This window comes from Oscillatoria salina IIICB1 (assembly GCF_020144665.1).
Classification (GTDB): Bacteria; Cyanobacteriota; Cyanobacteriia; order Cyanobacteriales; family SIO1D9; genus IIICB1.
The window spans coordinates 75,907-96,868 of the sequence record NZ_JAAHBQ010000038.1; the positions used below are offsets into that span (position 1 = coordinate 75,907).

12 protein-coding genes are annotated in these 20,962 nt (G+C 40.6%); 5 read left to right on the forward strand and 7 right to left on the reverse strand.

Annotation, left to right across the window (positions count from 1 at the left end):
- Positions 1-66: 66 nt before the first annotated feature.
- From G3T18_RS12935 to G3T18_RS12960, 6 genes are all read right to left on the reverse strand, one after another.
- Entirely contained in the window at positions 67-1,038 is a 972-nt protein-coding gene (locus G3T18_RS12935) for an aromatic ring-hydroxylating dioxygenase subunit alpha (protein ID WP_224410976.1), read from the reverse strand.
- A 64-nt stretch (positions 1,039-1,102) separates the two neighbouring features.
- A complete protein-coding gene (locus G3T18_RS12940) occupies positions 1,103-2,482 on the reverse strand; it encodes a cytochrome P450 (RefSeq protein WP_224410977.1) in 1,380 nt (459 codons plus the stop codon).
- Positions 2,483-2,943: 461 nt separating this feature from the next.
- Entirely contained in the window at positions 2,944-3,081 is a 138-nt protein-coding gene (locus G3T18_RS12945) for a hypothetical protein (RefSeq protein ID WP_224410978.1), read from the reverse strand.
- A 447-nt stretch (positions 3,082-3,528) separates the two neighbouring features.
- Entirely contained in the window at positions 3,529-7,185 is a 3,657-nt protein-coding gene (locus G3T18_RS12950) for a WD40 domain-containing protein (protein WP_224410979.1), read from the reverse strand.
- Positions 7,186-7,669: 484 nt separating this feature from the next.
- The gene (locus G3T18_RS12955) at positions 7,670-8,497 is read right to left on the reverse strand and encodes an aminotransferase class IV (RefSeq protein ID WP_224410980.1); all 828 of its coding nucleotides are present in this window, start codon (positions 8,495-8,497) and stop codon (positions 7,670-7,672) included.
- A gap of 578 nt (positions 8,498-9,075) precedes the next feature.
- Complete coding sequence (locus G3T18_RS12960) at positions 9,076-10,632, reverse strand: anthranilate synthase component I (RefSeq protein ID WP_224410981.1); 1,557 nt, start codon at positions 10,630-10,632, stop codon at positions 9,076-9,078.
- An 82-nt stretch (positions 10,633-10,714) separates the two neighbouring features.
- On the opposite strand from G3T18_RS12960, the gene hpnA reads away from it, so the two are divergent.
- The 5 genes from hpnA (at position 10,715) to G3T18_RS12985 (ending at position 20,293) form a co-directional block, all read left to right on the forward strand.
- Positions 10,715-11,707 (forward strand): hopanoid-associated sugar epimerase, encoded by a 993-nt coding sequence (gene hpnA / locus G3T18_RS12965; protein WP_224410982.1) that lies wholly within the window; start codon positions 10,715-10,717, stop codon positions 11,705-11,707.
- Between the two features lie 30 nt (positions 11,708-11,737).
- Positions 11,738-12,760 (forward strand): adenosyl-hopene transferase HpnH, encoded by a 1,023-nt coding sequence (gene hpnH / locus G3T18_RS12970; RefSeq protein ID WP_224410983.1) that lies wholly within the window; start codon positions 11,738-11,740, stop codon positions 12,758-12,760.
- A 199-nt stretch (positions 12,761-12,959) separates the two neighbouring features.
- Positions 12,960-14,087, forward strand: a complete 1,128-nt coding sequence (locus G3T18_RS12975) for a glycosyltransferase (RefSeq protein WP_224410984.1) — start codon at positions 12,960-12,962, stop codon at positions 14,085-14,087.
- A gap of 128 nt (positions 14,088-14,215) precedes the next feature.
- A complete protein-coding gene (locus G3T18_RS12980) occupies positions 14,216-19,090 on the forward strand; it encodes a CHAT domain-containing tetratricopeptide repeat protein (RefSeq protein ID WP_224410985.1) in 4,875 nt (1,624 codons plus the stop codon).
- 210 nt (positions 19,091-19,300) lie between these two features.
- A complete protein-coding gene (locus G3T18_RS12985) occupies positions 19,301-20,293 on the forward strand; it encodes an aspartate carbamoyltransferase catalytic subunit (protein WP_224410986.1) in 993 nt (330 codons plus the stop codon).
- A gap of 189 nt (positions 20,294-20,482) precedes the next feature.
- Here G3T18_RS12985 and G3T18_RS12990 read toward each other — a convergent pair whose 3' ends face one another.
- Positions 20,483-20,845 carry a hypothetical protein gene (locus G3T18_RS12990; RefSeq protein WP_224410987.1) on the reverse strand — a complete coding sequence of 121 codons (363 nt, stop codon included), beginning with the start codon at positions 20,843-20,845 and terminating at the stop codon, positions 20,483-20,485.
- Between the last annotated feature and the right edge of the window lie 117 nt (positions 20,846-20,962).

A 20,962-nucleotide genomic window follows, 5' to 3' on the forward strand; every position in this document is an offset into this window, starting at 1 on the left:
GCGTTTTAAAATTCCATGAGATCGAATGTGCTCTGTAGCTTTGATAAGTCTTAATATAAATAGTTTCTAAATAGTGCCAAAGGTTACACCCTGTTGTTTTAGCCATTTGCGGTAAGCCATAGAATAGCGATCGCTTGGCAGATGTACTTCTGCTGATAAGTTCAAAGGGAGACGTCTGGGTTTTTGAGCTTCGACAATGGCTATGTCTTGACTTGCAATCTTGTCCTGCAAGGCTTGAAAAGCTTCCTTGGAAACTTTATGGTCATAGTTGACCAACATCCAGTGCCACTCAATACACTCTTCCTCATCGATTGGGGTTACTGCACAAAAAACCTTAAAGTGTCGCTCATCTGTTCCTAGCTGTAAACTTAAAATCAGAGGACGAGAAATCCGAAAATGGTAAGGAATTAAAGCCATCGAGTTTGGCTCTCCCGATTGAAAATCAATTGCGGAGATCGCAAATTTGAAATCAACGCCATCGGGATGCAATTCTAAGTGATAATTAGTTACTTTTGGATGGCTGGAGTTAGCCAATAATTGATTATGAACAAAAGCCGTATGAGCTGGGTCCATAAAATTTTCTAGTGCTCTTAGAGGGCTAGAATTGTAATAATATCCACAGCAGAAAATCTTTTTGTAGCTCGAATCATCCCACTCCGGAAAGGGGACAAGATCGTTTTTTGGTGTTCCCAGACAAACCCAAATCAGATCGTAGCGCTCTCGAGCCTGGTAAGTTTGAATACAAGCTCGTGCAGAAGGCGGTTGGTCTGGAGTGGCTGGAACTAAGACACATTTACCTTCAGTGTTAAAAACTAACCCGTGGTAAGAACAGACAACAGTGTCTTTTTCAATCCATCCCAGGGAAAGAGGTACTCCTCGATGCGGACATAAGTCTTTCCACGCCAAAACTTGTTCGCCATTACGCCAAAGGATTATGTCTTCGCCCAGTAGGCGCTTGGAGAGGATTTTTCCAGGTTGCAAGTCTTGCGAACGTGCAATGACATGCCAATCATCTAACAAAATTGGATCTTTTACCATGAACTTTATTACTAATCAGCTCAAATTTGAAAATTTTCCGTTTTTTTTACTCAAATTGATGTTTTCACATTGCGGTCAAAGTGGTAAAGTCTAAGCGAAAATTTTCCAGAATTTCAAGAAATTTTTTCTGCTTAGGCATTTCAATTTTACGAATTGATTCAATCTCCGAAAGCTCAGGTGTCAACCTCAAATCGTAATGGCGTAATAAATGTGAAAGTAGTATCTTCATCAACATCTGAGCAAATCCAAAACCAAGACAGTTATGAACACCTCCCCCAAAACCCACTAGGGAAAAGGGATATTGTTTGTCTTCCTCGCGAGGTGGCGCAAAACGCTCTGGATCGAAGCTATTGGGCTCGGAATAAATTTCGCTCATACGATGTGTGAGTAGTGGTGAGACAGCAACATACCAGCCTGCTGGAATATGGTATTCTCCATATTCAATATCTTTAACTACACCACGAAAGAAGAAAGGACTTGGAGGATATAAACGTTCTACTTCTTTGAGTACATAGGTCATCTGAGTAAACTGTTTGAGATGTTCTAAAGCGAGCACTTTCTCCCCACAAATTTGCTTTTGTTCCTGGCGCAGGCGTTCGCGCCATGTGGGATTAGCAGACAACTCAAATATGAGTGAAGATATCAACACAGGGGTAGTTGTATAAGCGCCATTTAGCAGTGATAATGCTTCATCAATAACCTCTGATTCGCTTAAAGAATTGCCATCTTCATCAACTGCCACTAGCAAAAAACTTAGAGCATCTCGATACTTTTGCAAATTACCTTGGCTTTTACGTTCGGCAATAATTGTTTTTAACAAAGCTCGCAACTGACGAGAGGCATTCCGAGCGCGACCATAAGCTGTTAGAGGAATATCCAGGCGCAATACTGTCATGAATCCTTCGCTAAGTGTTTTAAAGACCTGACTAATATCCTCAACTTCATTCTCTCTTTCTATTCCCAGAAAAAGCCTGATACTCACGCTTAGGATGAGCTTGCGCAACTCTTCAAGTAGAGGTATTGTACCCCCCTCTGCCCAGTCTTTGAGGAAGGATTGGATGACGTAGTCCATAGTCTTAAAGTAGTATTCGGCTACTACTTGCCCACTGAAAGCGGGAGCCATTAGACGACGTCGGCGACGATGCTCTTGCCCATCATACATAAAGATGGGTCTTCCCACAAAGGGCTCAAGCACAAACTTCCAGCCTAAGTAAGCAGATAGATTATCAGCTTTTTCTTGCATAAAGAGTTTGTTGGCATCGGGACCAACTAAAATAGCGCATTTCTTACCTGTAAGAGATGATTTGAAGACAGGACCATAACGCTGGAAACGTTCCCAAAGAAAACTGTATCCATCTCTCGTAAACAGTTCCAGAGTTTCTCCTAATAAAGGAAGTCCATAGCTACCAGGCATTTCCTCTGCTGATTTCAACTGCTGTATCATTGAAATCCTTCCGCCTCCTCATGAATGTTATACCGATTTGTTGTTTAGCTGAAAGCAAATGAAATTTACATCTCACGCGTAGGGAACTAATCAAACCTCAAAAATTATATCAGTTGCTTGACTCGATCTTTAGAAAATAAATTGCCAATTTTTAGTGAAATATCCGAGATATTTGGGTTCCCTTCCTTCGCGTTATTTTATTTTTTTTTTTTGTTTTGTTGCTTCTATCGCTTGTATTAATTAGGATAATTTCTGTTTTTTGTGCTTTGTTTTGAAGACTTTATCAAAGTGTTTACATCATCTCTCAAACCAGGGAGGCATCACTGTACGAGTTGTCTATAAACTCTAGATAACCTAAGAAGGGAGTCTTCTCAGGAAGACATTCTTTTAGCTGTCGGTTAGTTAATTTGATAACTATATGGCTAAAGAGCTAACTCCATCAACAGTTGAAAGCTTAGAAATCACCTCTGGCTAGGTAACAAAGGATCTGTTAAGGCAAGAGGACTCGCCTCACCATCTGCTAATTCTACTGGACACGACATTTGACTAATGAGGTTGTTATCAATCAGTTGATTAACAACCTTAACCTTTAAAGTCATGATATTAAGCTTAGTTAAGTTTGTCAGTTACTAACTAGTTATAAGTTAACGATGAGGGCGATAAGTCGCCTATAAAGCAGACTGGATAAGGGAAACAATCCTAAGCCCTTAAGAATGATGAACCTTTTTCCGAGATCGAAAAGCTGTAAATTCTTGGACTACTTCCTCGAAAAAGGTTAAATAGTAGAGTTTTTAGCCTGAGTGTCACATCTGAGAATTTTAAAGTTACTAACTTAACAAACTTGAAAAAGTTAGTAACCTTGAATAATTCAGCGTTCTTTACCCATCCTCATACTGGATACATATATGGATGGGGAAGCAACTCTAGTAGCGGATTTTGAGGCGATCGCCCTATTTTCAAAAGTGTCAACGTAGCTACAGGTTCGCTGTACAAGATCGCGTAGAATCAGAAATAGGCGATCGCTAAGACTTTAATCGCTACAACCACTAGGATTTAAAGGGTTCAGCTATTCTCTGAGTGGGGTTATACCCAGTAGCATCTTGGTCATCAATTGCTCCTAAAGCTTTCAATCGCGCGCGCTGCGCCTTAGTTAAACCGAGGGCATTTGTAATCTTCATGCCTTCGTAAGGTCTTTCACTTCTAAGGACTTTGAGACATTCACCCGTGTCGATATCCCAAAACCGAATCGTTCGGTCTTCACTACTACTAGCTAGCACAGGTGTGGACTTTCCAGGTAATACGGTGAAGGCAACACAATAAACCCACTTTGTATGTCCTACTAACAATCTCAGACATTGACCAGTGCGAGCATCCCAAATTCTGAGGGTTGGTTCCATAGCCGCACTGACGAGTTTCTTACTATCCCGACTGTAGGCAACAGAGACAACGGGACTAGTATGTCCCTGTAACTGCTTGAGGCATTGACCCGTCGCGACATCCCAAATGCGAATTGAACAATTTTCTGCACTACTAGCTATGGTTTGACCTTCTGGGCTAAACGCGAGCGACCAGATCCCATCGAACATGAGCGACCAAACCCAATCAGAGTGACTCTGGAGTATCTTCAGACATTTACCTGTATGAACGTCCCATAGGCGTATCCCCTGGTCGATACCATAACTGGCTAAACATTGTCCATCTGGACTATAGGTGACGGCGATCGCTGGACTCGTTTGCTCTAAAACAAATTGACATTGACCTGTTTTGAGGTTCCAAATACGTACACTTTGATCCACGCTACAACTGGCTAAATTTGGTTCGGTGGGACTATAGGCAACTGACCAGACGAAACTGGTATGCCCCTGGAACGTTCGTACACACTCACCCGTACTAACCCGCCACAGTTTGACAAAACCGTCTACCCCAGCACTTGCTACCGTTTGAGCATCAGGACTAAAGGCAACAGCGCGAACCCAGACTTGATGTCCTCTAAGCCTTCTTAAGCAGCAACCCGTGGGCACATCCCACAGTTTTAGAGTTTGGTCTTCACCGCTACTGACGAGGGTTCGACCATCAGGGCTAAAGGCGATAGCCCATACCCCGCTACTATATCCTCGCCGAGTTTTTAGGCACTGTCCTGTATGCAGATCCCATACTTTCAACGTTTGTCCTTCATCACTACTGATCAAGGTTTGGCAGTTACCACTAAACAAAACTACTCGTACCCCATATTCGTGACCCCATAACGTCCTGAGCAGTTGACCCGTGTTGATATCCCATATTTTAACCGTTCGATCGGCACTGCAACTGGCTATTATTGGCTGATTGGGACTGCACGCTACCCACCAGATCCAATCTTGATGCGCTTTAAACTTTCTCAAGCACTGTCCGGATTCTAGATCCCACCAAGCTAAGCTGCAATCCATCCCACCGCTGATGAGCATTCGACCATCCGGACTAAAGCTGATGGAAGACCATACAGTATTTGGATAAGCAGGTAATGTTCTCACTACTTCACCTGTCGCAACCTCCCAAAAATTGATATTTCCCACAACAGCAACGCTACCAGCTAAGATTTGACCGTTAGGACTGAATCTGAGGGAGATCGGCCAACTGGGACGTTCTGATAAGGTTCTCAACACTTGCCCCGTGTTCAGATTCCAGAGTTTGATTGTACAATCGGCACTGCTACTAGCAAGGGTCTGACCATCTGGGCTAACAGCTAAAGACCAAATGACATTTTGATGTGCTTGCAAGGTTTGACAACATTGACCCGTGGCAACATCCCACTGTTTAATCAGGCAGTCATCCCCGCCACTAATCAGGGTTTTCCCATCACAACTAAACTCAATCGAACGAATAGTTCCTGTGTGGGCTGCCCAAGCTAGAAGCGGCTGTCCATCGCTAGCCCGCCACAAACAAATTTCACCATGAGTATCAGATGAGGCAATTAGCTTACCATCGTGACTGATAGCTAGGGAATAAATATGGCTGAAGTTTTCGGTGAAAGTAGATTTGGATAAGTCTGAACTAGAAAAATTACAATTGCGTAAAATTACTCCTTCAAGATCTGCTTGCCAAATAGTTAGATAGGAAAAATCTTGATTGCTCAGATCGCACTTGAGGTAACGTAGTAAATTAATTGTGTTTCCCCCTGCATATCCGGTTTCAATAGCTAGCTTACCTTGTAAGCTTGAGAGGATTTTGAGCAATCGGTCTTTGAGCTTATCTCTAGTCCCAAATGTTTGCAGAAGGTGTTCGGCAATCGGTTTAAGGATGAGCTTAATTTGGGTTTCCTTGATATAGTCTTTGGCTTTTGCTTGGATTAAGGCATAAGTTTTGAAATCAGCAATGGCTTCGTTTTGAATTTCCCAGCCTATGTGTTGAACTAATCGTTTTGTCAGATACTCGATGAGGACAGGTTGCAGCGTAAACAGCGTTTGGCTTTTTTCAATGAGGGAGCGTCGTTCTAAAGTTTCTAAAACTGCTAAGACTCGATCGAGAAAGCAAGGGAATAGCAAATTAGACTGGAGTTGGGCAATGGTGATTGGTTCGCGATCGACCGCTAGCCAATACATTATTTCTTTCTCTAGGTCTGATAAGCGATGGAATTGCTGGTCAAGGAGATCTTGAATATCTCCAAAAACGATAGTACCTTGAGCAAGAAATTGAGCGATATCACCGTTAAATAAATCACGAATCGTCGTAGTGACAATTTTCAAGGCTAGAGGGTTACCTCCATAGGAGTGAACTAACTGCTGCCATTCATTTTCTGTCCCAGAGAAGTTGCCTTTACTACTAAAGATTGCTAGCCCCTCTTTGGCGGTTAAACCTGATAGTTGCCAAGTGCGTACAGGTAATGCTTCTCCTTCAAGAATTGCTACTTCTTTGGGCTTTTCTCGAGTGGTGAGTACCAAGCAACTTTGATGAGGTGAGTCTCCTATTCGTCGAAAGAGTTCACTATAGCCTTGATGACCAGTAAGAGTGTTGCCTCCCATGTGAGTAGCTAAGACAGTCTCTGCATTATCGAGGATAATCAGACAGCGATGCTTTTGGAGGTAGTCTAATAGTCTAGAAATACGATCGCCGATCGCTTCAGGTAAATCGATGTCCTGCTGGTGGGAGAGGAATTGGATTAAAGTTGCTAAGAGGGATTCTAGGGAAGGCGCGTTGTGAAGCGATCGCCAAATCACATAGTCAAATTGTTGCTGTATTTGTTGGGCTAATTTAATTGACAAAGCTGTTTTGCCTATGCCACCCATACCTAGCAAGGCAACTAATCGGCATTGATCTTGAACGATCCACTGCTTGAGTGTCACTAACTCTTCAATACGTCCATAGAAAAGGGAAACGTCAATTGCTTCTCCCCAATCTATTTGATTTTGAATTGGGGATTTTAAGCGAGAAAGAGTTTGTGTTCTGTGGTGTTGATTTGAGGTTGAAGAGTTTTCTCTCAGGGCGAACTGCGTAAGCCTCGAGTGTACGTTACTTTTTGTCACTTTCTCGCCTAGGGTGGCAGAGAGGAGTTTCCAAAGCCGGAAGCCGACATATTTAACATACCCATCATCGTAGCCTGCACTTTGAGCAATTTCGGAATAAGTTTTTTGCTCCCAAACTTGCAGGAAAACAAGTCTTTGAATTTCATTTAAAGACTCTTTTCCCACAATTGTTTCTAGGGTTGCCAGAGCTTCTTCAGCAGTCATAGGTTTTTACTGTCTTTTACTTGAGCCATTTCTCAGGTTAAAGCTTCTTGGCGCAGAGTTGTTTAACTGAACTGTTTAAGCAAGCAATTTTAGGAAGCTCTAACCAATTAGTTCTTCGCTCTGATTTTACAGCATATCGAACCCTGGAACTACGCTACTATCTTTAGTCCGCGCTCTCTTTTTCCCGCGATCGCACCCCCAGACGATTTGGCTTTTTCCTAAGTGTCAGATTTAGATAACTGTGCTGATGGATTTGGAACGCCACCCACCAATCGCCCTCTGAGAAAACTGTAAAGCTACAAATTTAGCCGCCTGGTTGAAGAAGCATTTCGGAGTTTGGAGGGGTTGCTCGCAAACTCTCTTATTTTTTATGCTCAAGGAATGACTTAATTAGCGCCTTGGTTTTTTTCGGCAAAGCTCTTCATTATTTATCTAGAAATAGTCCTTGATTTTTGACAGTTACCTCTCTTCGCCTTGGTTTTTTTTAATAATAAACTCGTCGAAATTCTTCAAGGAGTTTACGTGTTAATTCGCCAACAGAGCCTTTACCAATAACGAAATCGTCTATTTTAGTAACTCCCAGAATGCGCTTGGTTGTACCAGTGGCAAAAACCTCTTGGGCTGAATAAAGTTCTTGAAGTGAAACAGGTCTTACTTCAATGTCAATTCCCAGCGATTCGGAAAGTTCAATTACTTTGTTACGCGTTACCCCAACTAGGATAGAATCCCCTGGTGCGATCAGTTTGCGATCGGCAAAAAGAAAAATGTTCCAAGTTGTTCCTTCCGTGACGTATCCATCGAAATTCACGAAAACCGAATCATCGAAGCCAGCTTTTTTGGCATCTGTATATCCGATTATCGATGGTAGAAAGTTAAGATTCTTAACCTTGGGAAATACCCGAGAATAATTAACAGACTTCAAAGAAAGCCCTTTTGAGTATTTACTTTCTTCGGGAAAATCAAGTGGTGTTACAAAGATAACTAGATTGGGTTTACAAGTTTCTATACTGTAACTAGGCACCTCACCGACACCACGTGTAATGGTAATGCGGATTCGCCCATTTCGTCCCTCGGTTCGGTGAAATGTCTCTTTAGTCAGCTCGATCAGCTCGCTTTTTGACCAAGGATGTTTTAGGGAGATGGAACTACAGCCTTCAATAAGACGATCTAGATGTTCATCAAGCCACCAAATTTTTTCATTAACGGCGGCAATAGTATCAAATACTCCATCGCCGTAAAGAAATCCATGATCGAATATAGAAATTGTCGCTTCATTAGAATTCAGAAATTTTCCGTTGATGCAGACAGTCATGATTAAATACCTAAATAGATCGTTGAGAAAAAATTTCCACCCCGTCAAATAATAGCAGACTGCGTCTTAATTTATTTGTTCGAGATTTTTAAGACGCTTTCTCTCTTAACTAATCGAGATATTCACTGATCTTCAATTCTAGAGCATTTTGGTACTTTGAAAAAACTGGAAAAAAATATTATACAGGATCGGCAAAGTTTTTACATCAACCGAACCGATGATGACATAGACAACTGGGATGTCGATGCTTCCATGTAAATATTTTCGATGAAGTCTTTTGCAAAACCAAAGCTCCAAAAAAGGATTTAGGAAGTATTCAGGGGGATTATTAGGAGAAAGCGAGCGCAAAAATCTCTCTCAAATGACATAAAATGCTGTGGGGTTAATATGCCAGCGATTATACCACTTCTTGGTTTCTGCTTGAGGATCTTGAATTAACGCTCTCAGACTAGGATCGGTAAATCGAAGAAGCGATCGCGTTTCCTTTGGATGGCTGTTTACCCATTCCCAAATCGACTACTCGATATGAATATAGATTTATCAATTTGTAGAGATGTAGCAATACTACGTCTCGATAATTAAATAATTGCTATATTTAAAGCTTTCAGTTGTGCTTGGGCTTTTTGTAAAGATTCTAACCATTCTTTTTGGGGGTCGCTATCGGCAACAATTCCCGCACCAATTTGCCCCCAAATTTTTGCTTGATTACTATTATTAATTTTTGCATAAAGTAAAGTACGAATAAATATATTTAAGTCGAGATTTCCCCGCCAATCTAAATAACCGCAGGAACCATAAAATAAGTTACGTTTTACTGGTTCTAGTTCTTCAATAATTTCTAAACAGCGTACTTTCGGACAGCCAGTAATTGTCCCTCCAGGAAACACGGCACGAATTAAATCGATGGCATCACAATTAGGGTCTAATTTCCCGATTACATTGCTAACTAAGTGCATTACATGACTGTATCTTTCTATCGTTAAAAGTTCATCAACTTTAACAGTTCCCCACTCACAAACTCTGCCAAGATCGTTGCGTTCGAGGTCAACTAACATGATATGTTCGGCTCTTTCTTTGCTGTTAGAAATCAATTCTTGGGCTAATTTTTCGTCTTCAGCTAGAGTAATACCTCGCGATCTCGTTCCTGCAATGGGACGAGTTTCAACTTGGTTTCCTAATAACTTAATTAACCTTTCCGGGGAACAACTAATTACTGCACCCCAAGGAGTTTGCCAATAACTCGCAAAGGGCGAAGGATTAATCTGTTGTAATGCTTGATAAATTGACCAACTATCGACGGAAGTTTCGGTTTCAAAGCGCAAAGATAAGTTGGCTTGAAAAATATCGCCAGCTTGAATATATTTTTGGGCTTTTTTTACCGCATTTTCGTATTTTTGTTGAGACATTTGGAAAATGGGCGAGATAGAAGTTTCTGGTTGGTTTGGCGGATAATTTGGTGTTTTTGGCTCGAGATTTTCCAGTTTATTTTGCATCAAATTGAGTTGAGTAAAATCGGTTGCAGCTAGCCAAAGAATTTGCTGTTCATGTTCGAGAATGGCAAAAGATTCTGGTTCGTACCAATAAGCTATAGGAAAGGGAAGTGAATCGGTGTTTTGTTGGGGTAATTGTTCGATTTCCCATGCTAAATCGTATCCCAACCATCCTAACCAGCCACCTGTAAAAGGTAGATTGGCGATCGCGGATTGGGGATTAGTAGTTATCAGTTTGTCCCCCTTGTCTCCTAATAAGTGACTTAGAAAGGGTAAAATCTCTCCTAGGGGTGGTGTCCATAGCTGAGGTTTACCTTTAATAATGCGGGGAGAACCCGCGCAAAGGGAATATCGGGCTAGTTTGGTATCGGTGGAATTAGCGGGACTTTCGAGAAGAGTAGCAATTTGCTGAATTTTATTGTTGTGATTGTGGTTGGTTCGATCTGGGGGTTGCAGAAAAAGAGTTTGGAAGACTTGCGCCCCAGAAAGCTTGCCCAGTGGGAGTTTGCGCCAATACCAAGGTAGGATAGATTTGTGAGTTGATGAGGTGGGAGGAAATATCTCGTTGGCGATCGCGCTTTTCTCCTCTATTTGCTGGTAAAATTTTTTTCTCTGCTGGGAAAATCGATTTCCGCTTTGAGTCATTTTTCAGTTATCACGTAGCCGCATGAAATAGTTATCAGTTTGTCTCCCTTGTCTTCCCCCTATCCCCTATCCCCTATCCCCTATGATACGAGCATTTGTAACCGGAGGTACAGGATTTATCGGCGCTAATGTGGTGCGATCGCTGTTAGCTTCTGGCTATCATGTACGCTGTTTGGTACGTCCTACTTCTCGTTTAGATAATCTTCGAGGTTTGGATGTAGAACTTGTCCAAGGCGATTTGCGCGATCGCGATTTAGCTGCGAAAATGCAAGGATGTCAGGTACTCTTCCACGTAGCGGCGCTGTATTCCCTCTGGCAAGCCGATCGAGAGGCTCTTTACCAAAATAACGCGATCGCGACCCAAAATGTCCTCGCTGCCGCCCGTGAAGCCAAAATCGAACGCACAGTCTATACCAGTTCCGTTGCTGCGATCGGTGTTGGTGAAGCGGGAACACCTGTAGACGAAACTTATCAAAGTCCTCTGACAAAACTCGTCGGTGATTACAAGAAGTCCAAGTTTCTCGCCGAACAAGAGGCAAAAAAAGCCATTTCCCTAGCACAAGATGTCGTAATTGTCAACCCCAGCACCCCAATTGGCGCGTGGGACATCAAACCCACACCCACCGGAGACATCATTTTGCGCTTTTTGCGTCAACAAATGCCAGCTTACGTGAACACCGGACTAAACTTAATCCACGTCCAAGACGTAGCCCAAGGACATTTACTCGCCTTAGAAAAAGGAAAAACCGGATCGCGCTACATCCTCGGTAATCAAAATCTTACCTTAAAAGAGTTCCTAGAGCTACTCGCCCAAGTCACGGTCAAACCAGCCCCCACCCAAACTTTACCAGTCTGGCTGCCTTTAAGTGTAGCCTGGATCGACGAAAAATTACTCGCCCCCCTAGGAAAAACCCCCTCCGTCCCCCTCGACGGCGTAAAAATGGCGCAGCAAAAGATGTACTATAAAGCTGACAAAGCAGTCAGAGAACTAGGTTTACCCCAAACAAACCTCACCATTGCCGTGCAAGATGCCGTAAATTGGTTTCTAGAGCGAGGTTATGTAGATCAATTCTAATCGCTCATTAACGGTGAGAGGAGAGAAAAAATGGGTATCCATGTCGAACAAGCGATCGCAGTGGGAAAATATTTAATATCCCAACGTCTCCAGGGAAAAAAGCGCTTCCCATTAGTATTAATGTTAGAACCACTATTTCGGTGTAACCTTGCCTGTCCAGGTTGCGGTAAAATACAATATCCCAAAGAAATTCTCAAGCAACATTTAACTCCTCAACAATGTTTTGCTGCCGTAAAAGAATGTGGTGCGCCGATAGTTTCTATTCCCGGTGGCGAACCTTTATTACATCCCCAAATCGACGAAATTGTCCAAGGATTAGTAGCTAGAAAAAAGTTTATCTACTTGTGTTCTAACGGCATTTTATTAGAGAAAAATTTGCATAAGTTTCAGCCTTCAACTTATCTCACTTTCAGCATTCATTTAGACGGTTTGCAACCTTTACACGACAAATGTGTTGACCGTAAAGGCGTTTTTGAAACTGCCATTCAAGCGATTAAAGCTGCCAAAGCAAAAGGGTTTCGGGTTACTACGAATACAACCGTTTTCGATGGAATTAATCCCCAAGAAATGCAGGAATTTTTCGAGTTTCTTACTAATCTTGGTGTAGACGGAATGATGATTTCTCCCGGCTACAGTTACGAAAAAGCACCCGACCAAGAACACTTTTTGCAAAGAGAGCAAACTAAGGCATTATTTAGGGAAATTTTAGCACCTTATAAAGCAGGAAAAAAGAATTGGAACTTTAACCATAATCCCTTATTTTTAGACTTTCTTACTGGTGCAAAAGACTACGAATGTACACCTTGGGGAAGTCCTTCCTACAGCATCTTTGGCTGGCAAAAACCTTGTTATTTACTCGGAGAAGGCTATTATCAAACTTTCCAAGAATTGTTAGACAAAACAGACTGGAGTAACTACGGTCACAAAAGTGGCAATCCTAAATGTGCTGATTGTATGGTACATTGTGGCTACGAACCTACAGCCGCAATGGACGCAATGGAACCAGAAAATATGATCCGTTCTGTTGGTACTTTATTTGGCATAAGTAGATAACAAAATTGGTAGTTGGTGAAAGTGAAATTTGTAGAGATGTTAGAGATAATGTCTCTACAAAATTACGATGCGTAGCCAATTTTGTTTATTTCATCTAATTACCGACTACCTTTGACAAAAAACAGCAATTTTTCTTTCAAAGGTAGATTATCGATAGAAACTATCGGGAAGTAAAAAAGCAACTAATAACTAAGTTTTTATGAACACTTTGCTAGTAGTTTTAATTAGTGGTTCGCTCTTATTTTATCTTGCTTGTACTTTTTGTACCATTAATTTTTTTACAGCCAAAGAAGAGGTTAATAATGAGAAAAAAACACCTATATCAATCATGATTTCTGTATGTGGGCTAGATCCAGATGCGTGGTTGAATTGGTTATCTTTTTGTCAACAAAACTATCCAGATTACGAAATTTTATTTGGCGTAACAAATCCTGAAGATCCGGCGATACCTTTGCTGAAAAAATTGATGGCAACTGCTCCCAATCGAGTACAAGTTTATACCGATTTGCCACCCAAGGGAAGCAACCATAAAGATAGTAATCTTAGTTATTTGTTAGCAAAAGCTCAACATGAAACAATTATTTTTGCGGATAGCGATATTCGCGTTAATTCTGAGTATATTAATACTGTAACAGCACCATTAAAAAATGAATCAGTAGGTATGGTAACTAACGTTTTTGTAGGTAGAAATCCACAATCTTTAGGCGCTGCAATTGCTTCTTTTGGTCGTTGCTTTGATTTCATTCCCAGTTTACTAATTTCCCGTTTTCTTGATGGTGGTTTGCGTTGTGCTGTCGGGGTAACTATTGCTACTCGGAAATCAACTTTAGCTGATTTTGGCGGCTTACATCTAAATCGCATTGGTTCAGATTATAATTTAGGTAAAAGAGCAGCTTTAGCAGGTTATCGAGTCGAATTGTCTCGCGAGGTTTTAGAATCAGATACAGGTAAAGAAACAGTCTGGGAAGTATTCCGACGTGAGTTGCGTTGGGCGAGAACAATTCGCTTTAATCGGGGTGCAATTTACTATACAATGATATTTTGTTACGGTACGGTTTATTGTCTTCCTTTGCTCTGGTTATCGGAGTTTGCAAATTGGGCGATCGCGTTGAGCTTGATTACATTTGTACTTCGCTATGCTCAAGTAATTGTGGCAATTTTCAGCATGAATTGTCCGAAACTATTATTATGGTTGTGGGCGCTACCTCTACGAGATTTACTTAGTTTAGTAATTTGGTTGACGGGAGCTTTCGGACGAAGTGTATACTGGCGAGGAAGAAGACTGCGAATTGAAGGAGATGGCTTAATTAGCGAGTGGGAAAAATAACCTAGATTTGGCAAGTTAGAAAACTGTGTTAAGTTAGTTTAAATTTTAGCTTCACAAACATTTTTACTGAAGATAATAGTAGCATTCTTCAAAAACGCGAGCTGTCTCTAATTATTTTCTCTTATGTAATGCACCTATCAACCCAAAAGCTAATTCAGCTATTATCCCAGTCGAGCTTAATTCTCTCGCTGTCTGTGGTGTTATGCTCCGAGTCGATAGGCGCAATTAAAAATGACCTCCAATTCCAAACTAGCTCTTTAAATGGCAACCAAAGGACAACAGAACAGCTTTTTGCTCAGGGGGTGCAGCCCTCTCAACCAGACGCGATCGCATCACAACTAGATAATCTCGCAAAATTGCAAGCAGAACTTGCTCAATTGCGTAATTCAGGAGATAATTCTCAATTAAGTTTAACCTTAGTAAAAATAGGTGAAGTTTACCACAAATTGGGTGCAACTCAACTCGCTGTAAAACACTACAACGAAGGTTTAAATTTATCTCGTCAAGTGGAAAATCGCACTCAAGAAGCGATGATTCTCGAAAGTCTGGGTGATGTCTATACAGAAGTTGCTAAAGAGCAAACAGTATGGCAATTTTACCGCAGTCATTTCCATATACCCAGTCATTTATCTACTTTATCAAATCAACAATCTACCGCGAAGGAACAAGCAGCAAAATTTTACAATCAATCTTTAAATATAGCTCAAGAAATCGGCTCTCGTTCGCAAGAAGCTCGTGTTTTCAACAAGCTTGGTCAACTTTTATTTGATGTATTAAACTCGAATGAGGAAGCACTTACTTATTTTCAGCAAGCGTTAACAATTTTTCAGGAAATTGACTCTCGTGAAGGAGAAGCAATTGCTTTATATAATCTTGGCAAATTTTATCTAAGTTGGCAAGAAAAACAAAAAGCTACCGCATCTTTTGCTGAATCAATCCAAATTTTAGGCGAGATTAACGCTCGTTACCAATTAGCAGAAATTCTTGACGGTATAGGTGAAATTTATTACCAAATTGACGATCCAGAAAAAGCTTTAGATTTCTATAATCAAGCGTTAAAAATAGCTCAAGAAATTAATTCTTCCTCACAGTCAGCAATTATTTTACAGCATTTGGGTGCGGTTTATCTAGGTGATTTAGGAGATGTGGAAAGCGGCTTAAAATTTTATACGCAATCATTAAATATTTATCAAGAAATTGGTGATTTAGTTGCGCAAGCTTATCTGCTTAATAATCTTGGATTTGCTTATTCTGGTTTAAGAGATACGGAAAAAGCAATTTCCTTGTTTAACCAAGGAGTAGCTACTTTTGAACGAATTAGGCAGTTTTATTCTGAATTAGGAGAGTCAGAAAAAGACTTATATTTTGCTAACCAGCAAGCTAATCTCTTAATTACAATTGGCAAATTATACTATAATTCAGACAATTCAGTTGAGGCGTTGGCAGCTTTTAATCGAGCAGCCAAAGTTGATCGAGAATTGGGAGATTCTGAGGGAGAAGTTGAGACTCTGATTGCGATCGCCGAACTTTACGAAGAATTAGGAGAAACAGAACAAACAATAGCATTTTTTAACCAAGCTGTCAAGGTTTATCAAAACATTGGATCTCGCCAACAGGAAGCAGATTTACTTGTGAAAATTGCTCCTTTATATTTCTACCGACTAGAAGACGAAGAAAAAGCCTTAGCAGCGTTTAATCAAGCTTTAGCAATTTATCAAGAATTAGGATCTCGCGTAGCAGAAGCCAAGACATTTACTAGGATGGGAAGTCTTTACTTTTCTGCATCAGACGCTACTAATTTTAAGTTAAAAAATCCCGAAAAAGCTGTAGATTTTTACAATCGAGCTTTAACTATTTATCAGGAAATTGCTGATAACCAACAACAAGAATTTGTTTTGACACAGTTGGCTAAAATTTACTATAAATTAGGCGAAAAAGACAAGGCATTAGCGGCTTTTAATCGAGCGCAAAAACTTTATCAAACAAGTGGCTCTCGCGAAGAAGAAGTACGGTTACTAATTTATATTGCTCGGGAGTACAAGGGATTTAAAGAGCCAGAAACAGCCTTGTCATTTTACCAGCAAGCAGTTCCCCTTTATCAAGAACTGAAAGATCCTGAAAAAGAAGCATTTACCTTAATTAGTATCGGCGAACTTTACTATCAATTAGACAATCACCAAAAGGCATTAGCAGCATTCGCTCGAGCTAGAAAAGTATACCAAGAAAGCGGCAATCTTTTACGTGAAGCAGGAACTATTTATGCTATTGCTCAACGTTATTCACAACTAGGAGATTTAGCAAAATCTTTAGAATTTTATCAGCAAGCTTTGCTAGTTTATCGACAACTTGATAATCCTCGTCTTGTACTAGAAACGAGAAGCTTAATCGAAATTGGTCAGCTTTATTTATATTTAGAAAATCCCCAAGCAGCTAGTAGATATTGTCAGGAAGCGCTGACAACTGGGAAGAAATTTATCGATCGCGTCAGCGAAGCAAGTTATTTCTTGGAAATTGGCAAGCTTTGCTATCAATTAGGAGATGGAGAAAATAGTTTAGCATCTTTACAGGAATATTTAACTATTTTCCAGAAAATAGGTAATCTTAGTCAAGAAGCAATGGCGCTGATTAGGATTGGCGAATTTTATACAAATTTGGGAGATTTAGATCGGTCGTTAGATTTTTTCAACCAAGCTATAAAAGTTTACCAAAAAAGTAACTTTCCTGAAGGAGAAATAGATACTTTAATCAGAATTGGTCAGCATTATGTCAAATTAGGAAATCAGCAGCAAGCTTTAAAATTCTTCAATCAAGCTCTAACTATTGCCGAAGAAAGTAACGCCCGCGCTCAAAAAGCAACTATTCTGAAAAATATTGGTAAACTTTACACTCAATACCGAGATGAAAAAAACGCTTTAGAAATTTTAGAGCGATCGCGCAACATTTATCAAGAGCTAGGAAATAGTCGAGAACAAGCAACGATACTCAGAACGATCGCCCAATTCTATAATCAATTAGCAGAACGTGAAAAAGCCTTAACTTATTATCAACAAGCTTTAGCTATTGACAAAGAAACTGGCGATCGCGGCTGGATGAACATTACTCTGGTAGATATAGCTGAACTTTACTACCAATTAGGAAACTTAGAACAAGCATTAGCATACTTTGAGCGATCGCGGACAATTTCCCTGGAACTAAATAACGGAAAAGCTACTCCTCTACTCGGACTAGGTAAAGTTTACTCAGAACTAGGCAACTCAGAACAAGCATTAACATACCTTAACCAAGCCTTATCACTTTTTGAGCGTTTTCCCGAACCAAAAGCAGAAACTCTCTTCCAAATTGCCATTGTCGAACGCAAATTAGGTAATCTCGACACCGCCTTAACTAACATTGAAGCAGCCATCTCAATCATTGAAGCACAAAGAGCGCGATCGGATCTCCAAGAGCGTCAAACTTACTTTGCATCGAAACAAAACTACTACGAATTTTACATCGATTTATTGATGGAATTGCACCAAAAGAACCCAGTAAAAGGATACGATGCTCAAGCAATTAACGCCAGCGAACGTACCCGCGCCAGAAGCCTTTTAGAACTTTTAGCAGAAGCGAATACCGACATTCGTAAAGGCGTTGACTTAGAATTAGTCAATCAAGAACGGAAATTACAACAACAACTAGATGCACTAGAAAAACGGCGAGTAGAACTTTATAGTCGTGAGTTGACCAAAGAAGAGCAAACAGCCCTTGAACAAGAACGACAATATTTGTTAAAAAAATATCAAGAAGTCCAAAGTAAAATTAGAGAAAAAAGTCCCAGTTACGCGGCAATTACTCAACCTGAACCTGTCACTCTTCGAGAAATTCAGCAAGAAATCCTCGATGAAGATACCTCGATCTTGCAGTATTCTCTTGGTGAGAAACGTAGTTTTCTCTGGGCGATTACCAAAGATAGTTTGACTAGCTATCAATTACCTCCCAAAAACCAAATTGAACAAGCAGTTAAAGAGTTCCGGAGAACTGTTATTAATAAGCGGGGTTTCCCCAATAATTTATCTCCAGATTCAAAATCTCTGTATGAAATGGTTTTAGCTCCGGTTGCCGCTCAATTACGTCAGCAACGCTTATTAATTGTACCTGATGGAAGTTTACATTATCTGCCCTTTGCTGCCCTTTCTGCCTCGGGAAATGATTATGTCCCGTTAATAACTAAACACGAAATTGTTAACCTACCTTCGGCGTCAATTTTAGCTATTTTGCGCCGAGATCTCCAACAAAGAAAACCCGCACCAAAAACTATTACAATTATTGCCGACCCCGTTTTTAGTTCTGAGGATGGACGCTTAGAAAATTCAACTTCAACCGAGAGAGAAAATTGGGAAAAATATACCCTTGACCGCGCCGGAAAAATAATGGATATTGGAGTTTGGGCGAGGCTTCCTGGAACTCGAACCGAAGCTGAAGCAATTCTTAATTTAGTTCCGGAATCAAAAAGTAGCTATGCTTTTGGTTTTCAGGCTAATCGCGCGACTGCAACTAATCCACAATTAAATCAGTATCAAATTGTCCACTTTGCTACTCACGGACTGATGAATAGCGTTACTCCGGAACTATCAGGAATTGTCTTGTCGATGGTAGATGAAGCGGGAAATTTTCAAAATGGTTTTTTGCGTCTTCATGATATTTTTAATTTGGATTTGTCCGCCGATTTAGTAGTTTTGAGTGCTTGTGAAACTGGATTAGGAAAACAAGTGCGAGGAGAAGGTGTGGTAGGATTAACCAGGGGATTTATGTATGCAGGTGCGCCACGTTTGTTGGTAAGTTTGTGGAATGTAGACGATGCAGCGACGGCAGAAATGATGACTCGATTTTATCGTTTAATGTTGAGAGAAGGAAACTCGCCAAGTGAGGCTTTAAGATTAGCTCAGATAGAAATGCAAACTGAAACTCGCTGGAAATCTCCTTATTATTGGTCGGCTTTTGTTTTGCAGGGAGAATGGCGCTAGTTTCATTGAAAAGTAGTCCAATTTTTCGGATGATTTTGCGCTAAAATTAGTAGTAGAGACGTTGATTGCAACCTCTCTACAAGTTTAGGATTCATAGCAAACAGTTGTATATTTGAGATAAATCGATCGCTAAAATTAAGCTGACCAAAGCGTCACTAACCCAGTAAGCTGTAATTTGGTAGCTAATTCTCCCCAAATTCAAACATTCCGATGACGACAACGACTTGGACTCAGCAACATATTCTTTCGTTAGCAGATTTTTCACCTGCTGAGTATGATACGGTATTACAAACGGCAGCGAGTTTTCGTGAAGTTCTCTCTCGACGCACTAAGAAAGTCCCTGCTTTACAAGGTGTGGTAGTAGCGAATTTATTTTTTGAACCTTCTACTCGGACTCGCAGTAGTTTTGAGTTAGCAGCGAAGCGTTTGTCTGCGGATACACTCAATTTTGCACCGGGAACGTCTTCGTTGACCAAAGGAGAAACAATTTTAGACACAGCGAAGACTTATTTAGCGATGGGAGCGAATATCATGGTTATTCGTCATCAAGAAGCAGGTGTTCCCAGTGCGATCGCGCACGAAATGGATCGACTTGGTACTGGTGCGAGTATACTTAATGCAGGTGACGGACAACATCAACATCCTTCTCAAGCTTTACTGGATTTATTTACGATTTGTTCTCTGCTCGATACAGACAATCCTCGCATCGAACTGTTAAAAGGAAAAAAAGTAGCGATCGTTGGTGATATTTTACATTCTCGAGTCGCTCGCTCGAATATTTATAGCCTGACTGCGGCTGGTGCTGACGTACATTTAGCCGCACCACCGACATTATTACCCAAATTATTCGCGGATACCGTGGAAAGTAAGCAACCAGGAAAATTATCTTTGCATTGGGAAATCGAACCCGCGTTAGCAAATGCTGATTTTGTCATGACATTGCGCTTACAAAAAGAAAGAATGACCCAGCACTTGTTACCGAGTTTGCGAGAATATCATCAACTATACGGGATAACGCGCGATCGCCTCCAATTATGTCAACCTGATGTCAAGATTTTACATCCTGGACCCGTTAACCGAGGTGTAGAAATTAGTTCCGATCTTATGGACGATCCTCAGTTAAGTTTAATTGGCAAACAAGTAACTAGCGGCGTAGCAATTCGTATGGCTTTATTGTATCTCATTGGTAGCGGGAAAACCTAAAATTAACAATACTAAATAAAATTGCTTTAACCTAACCCCCCAACCCCATTCCCTACCAGAGAAGAGCTATTTCATAATCATAAAAATTCTCCCCTCTCCTTGCAAGAGAGGGGTTGGGGGAGAGGTTATTATCAAATGTTTTTTGACTTTGACACAGCCCTGACTAACTCAGTGAAAAAAATACTTTTATTAAACAGTAGCTAACTGAGAAAGAGTAGATTCCCAATACTCGTTATCATCAATAGTTAAGACAATCCTTTGATAAGCATCTGAATTCAACTCAACAGTTAAATAATTTCGCTTGTTAGCTGGTTTAGTCACATACCAAAACTCTTTACCTCTGTCAGTATAATAAGTTCCCGCTTTAATTATACCTGGAAAAAAGGTTCCCGGCGCACGTAGTTGCTTCCAAGTAGTTTCCGGTGCAGAGGTAGTTACTCGTGTAATTTCGGCTAGCGGTATGCGCAAAAATTTATCTAATTTAAACGCTAGCAATTGTTCAACCAAAGTTAGCTCAATTTCTAAGCAAGAATCAACTAAATTCAGCTTCATAAGTTTACTTTCTACGTTCTAATTACTGCTAATTTATACTTAATCTAATAGTTCTGACTTCACCTAGTTGATTTATCCTTCTGGGGGATATACCTTACACCCTTAATTATCGTAGAG

Bases quoted from the DNA above. Each gene is read 5' to 3' on its own strand.
- G3T18_RS12935 (WP_224410976.1), bottom strand. From the start codon at position 1,038: ATGGTAAAAGATCCAATTTTGTTAGATGATTGGCATGTCATTGCACGT.
- G3T18_RS12940 (WP_224410977.1), bottom strand. From the start codon at position 2,482: ATGATACAGCAGTTGAAATCAGCAGAGGAAATGCCTGGTAGCTATGGA.
- G3T18_RS12945 (WP_224410978.1), bottom strand. From the start codon at position 3,081: ATGACTTTAAAGGTTAAGGTTGTTAATCAACTGATTGATAACAACCTC.
- G3T18_RS12950 (WP_224410979.1), bottom strand. From the start codon at position 7,185: ATGACTGCTGAAGAAGCTCTGGCAACCCTAGAAACAATTGTGGGAAAA.
- G3T18_RS12955 (WP_224410980.1), bottom strand. From the start codon at position 8,497: ATGACTGTCTGCATCAACGGAAAATTTCTGAATTCTAATGAAGCGACA.
- G3T18_RS12960 (WP_224410981.1), bottom strand. From the start codon at position 10,632: ATGACTCAAAGCGGAAATCGATTTTCCCAGCAGAGAAAAAAATTTTAC.
- hpnA (WP_224410982.1), top strand. From the start codon at position 10,715: ATGATACGAGCATTTGTAACCGGAGGTACAGGATTTATCGGCGCTAAT.
- hpnH (WP_224410983.1), top strand. From the start codon at position 11,738: ATGGGTATCCATGTCGAACAAGCGATCGCAGTGGGAAAATATTTAATA.
- G3T18_RS12975 (WP_224410984.1), top strand. From the start codon at position 12,960: ATGAACACTTTGCTAGTAGTTTTAATTAGTGGTTCGCTCTTATTTTAT.
- G3T18_RS12980 (WP_224410985.1), top strand. From the start codon at position 14,216: ATGCACCTATCAACCCAAAAGCTAATTCAGCTATTATCCCAGTCGAGC.
- G3T18_RS12985 (WP_224410986.1), top strand. From the start codon at position 19,301: ATGACGACAACGACTTGGACTCAGCAACATATTCTTTCGTTAGCAGAT.
- G3T18_RS12990 (WP_224410987.1), bottom strand. From the start codon at position 20,845: ATGAAGCTGAATTTAGTTGATTCTTGCTTAGAAATTGAGCTAACTTTG.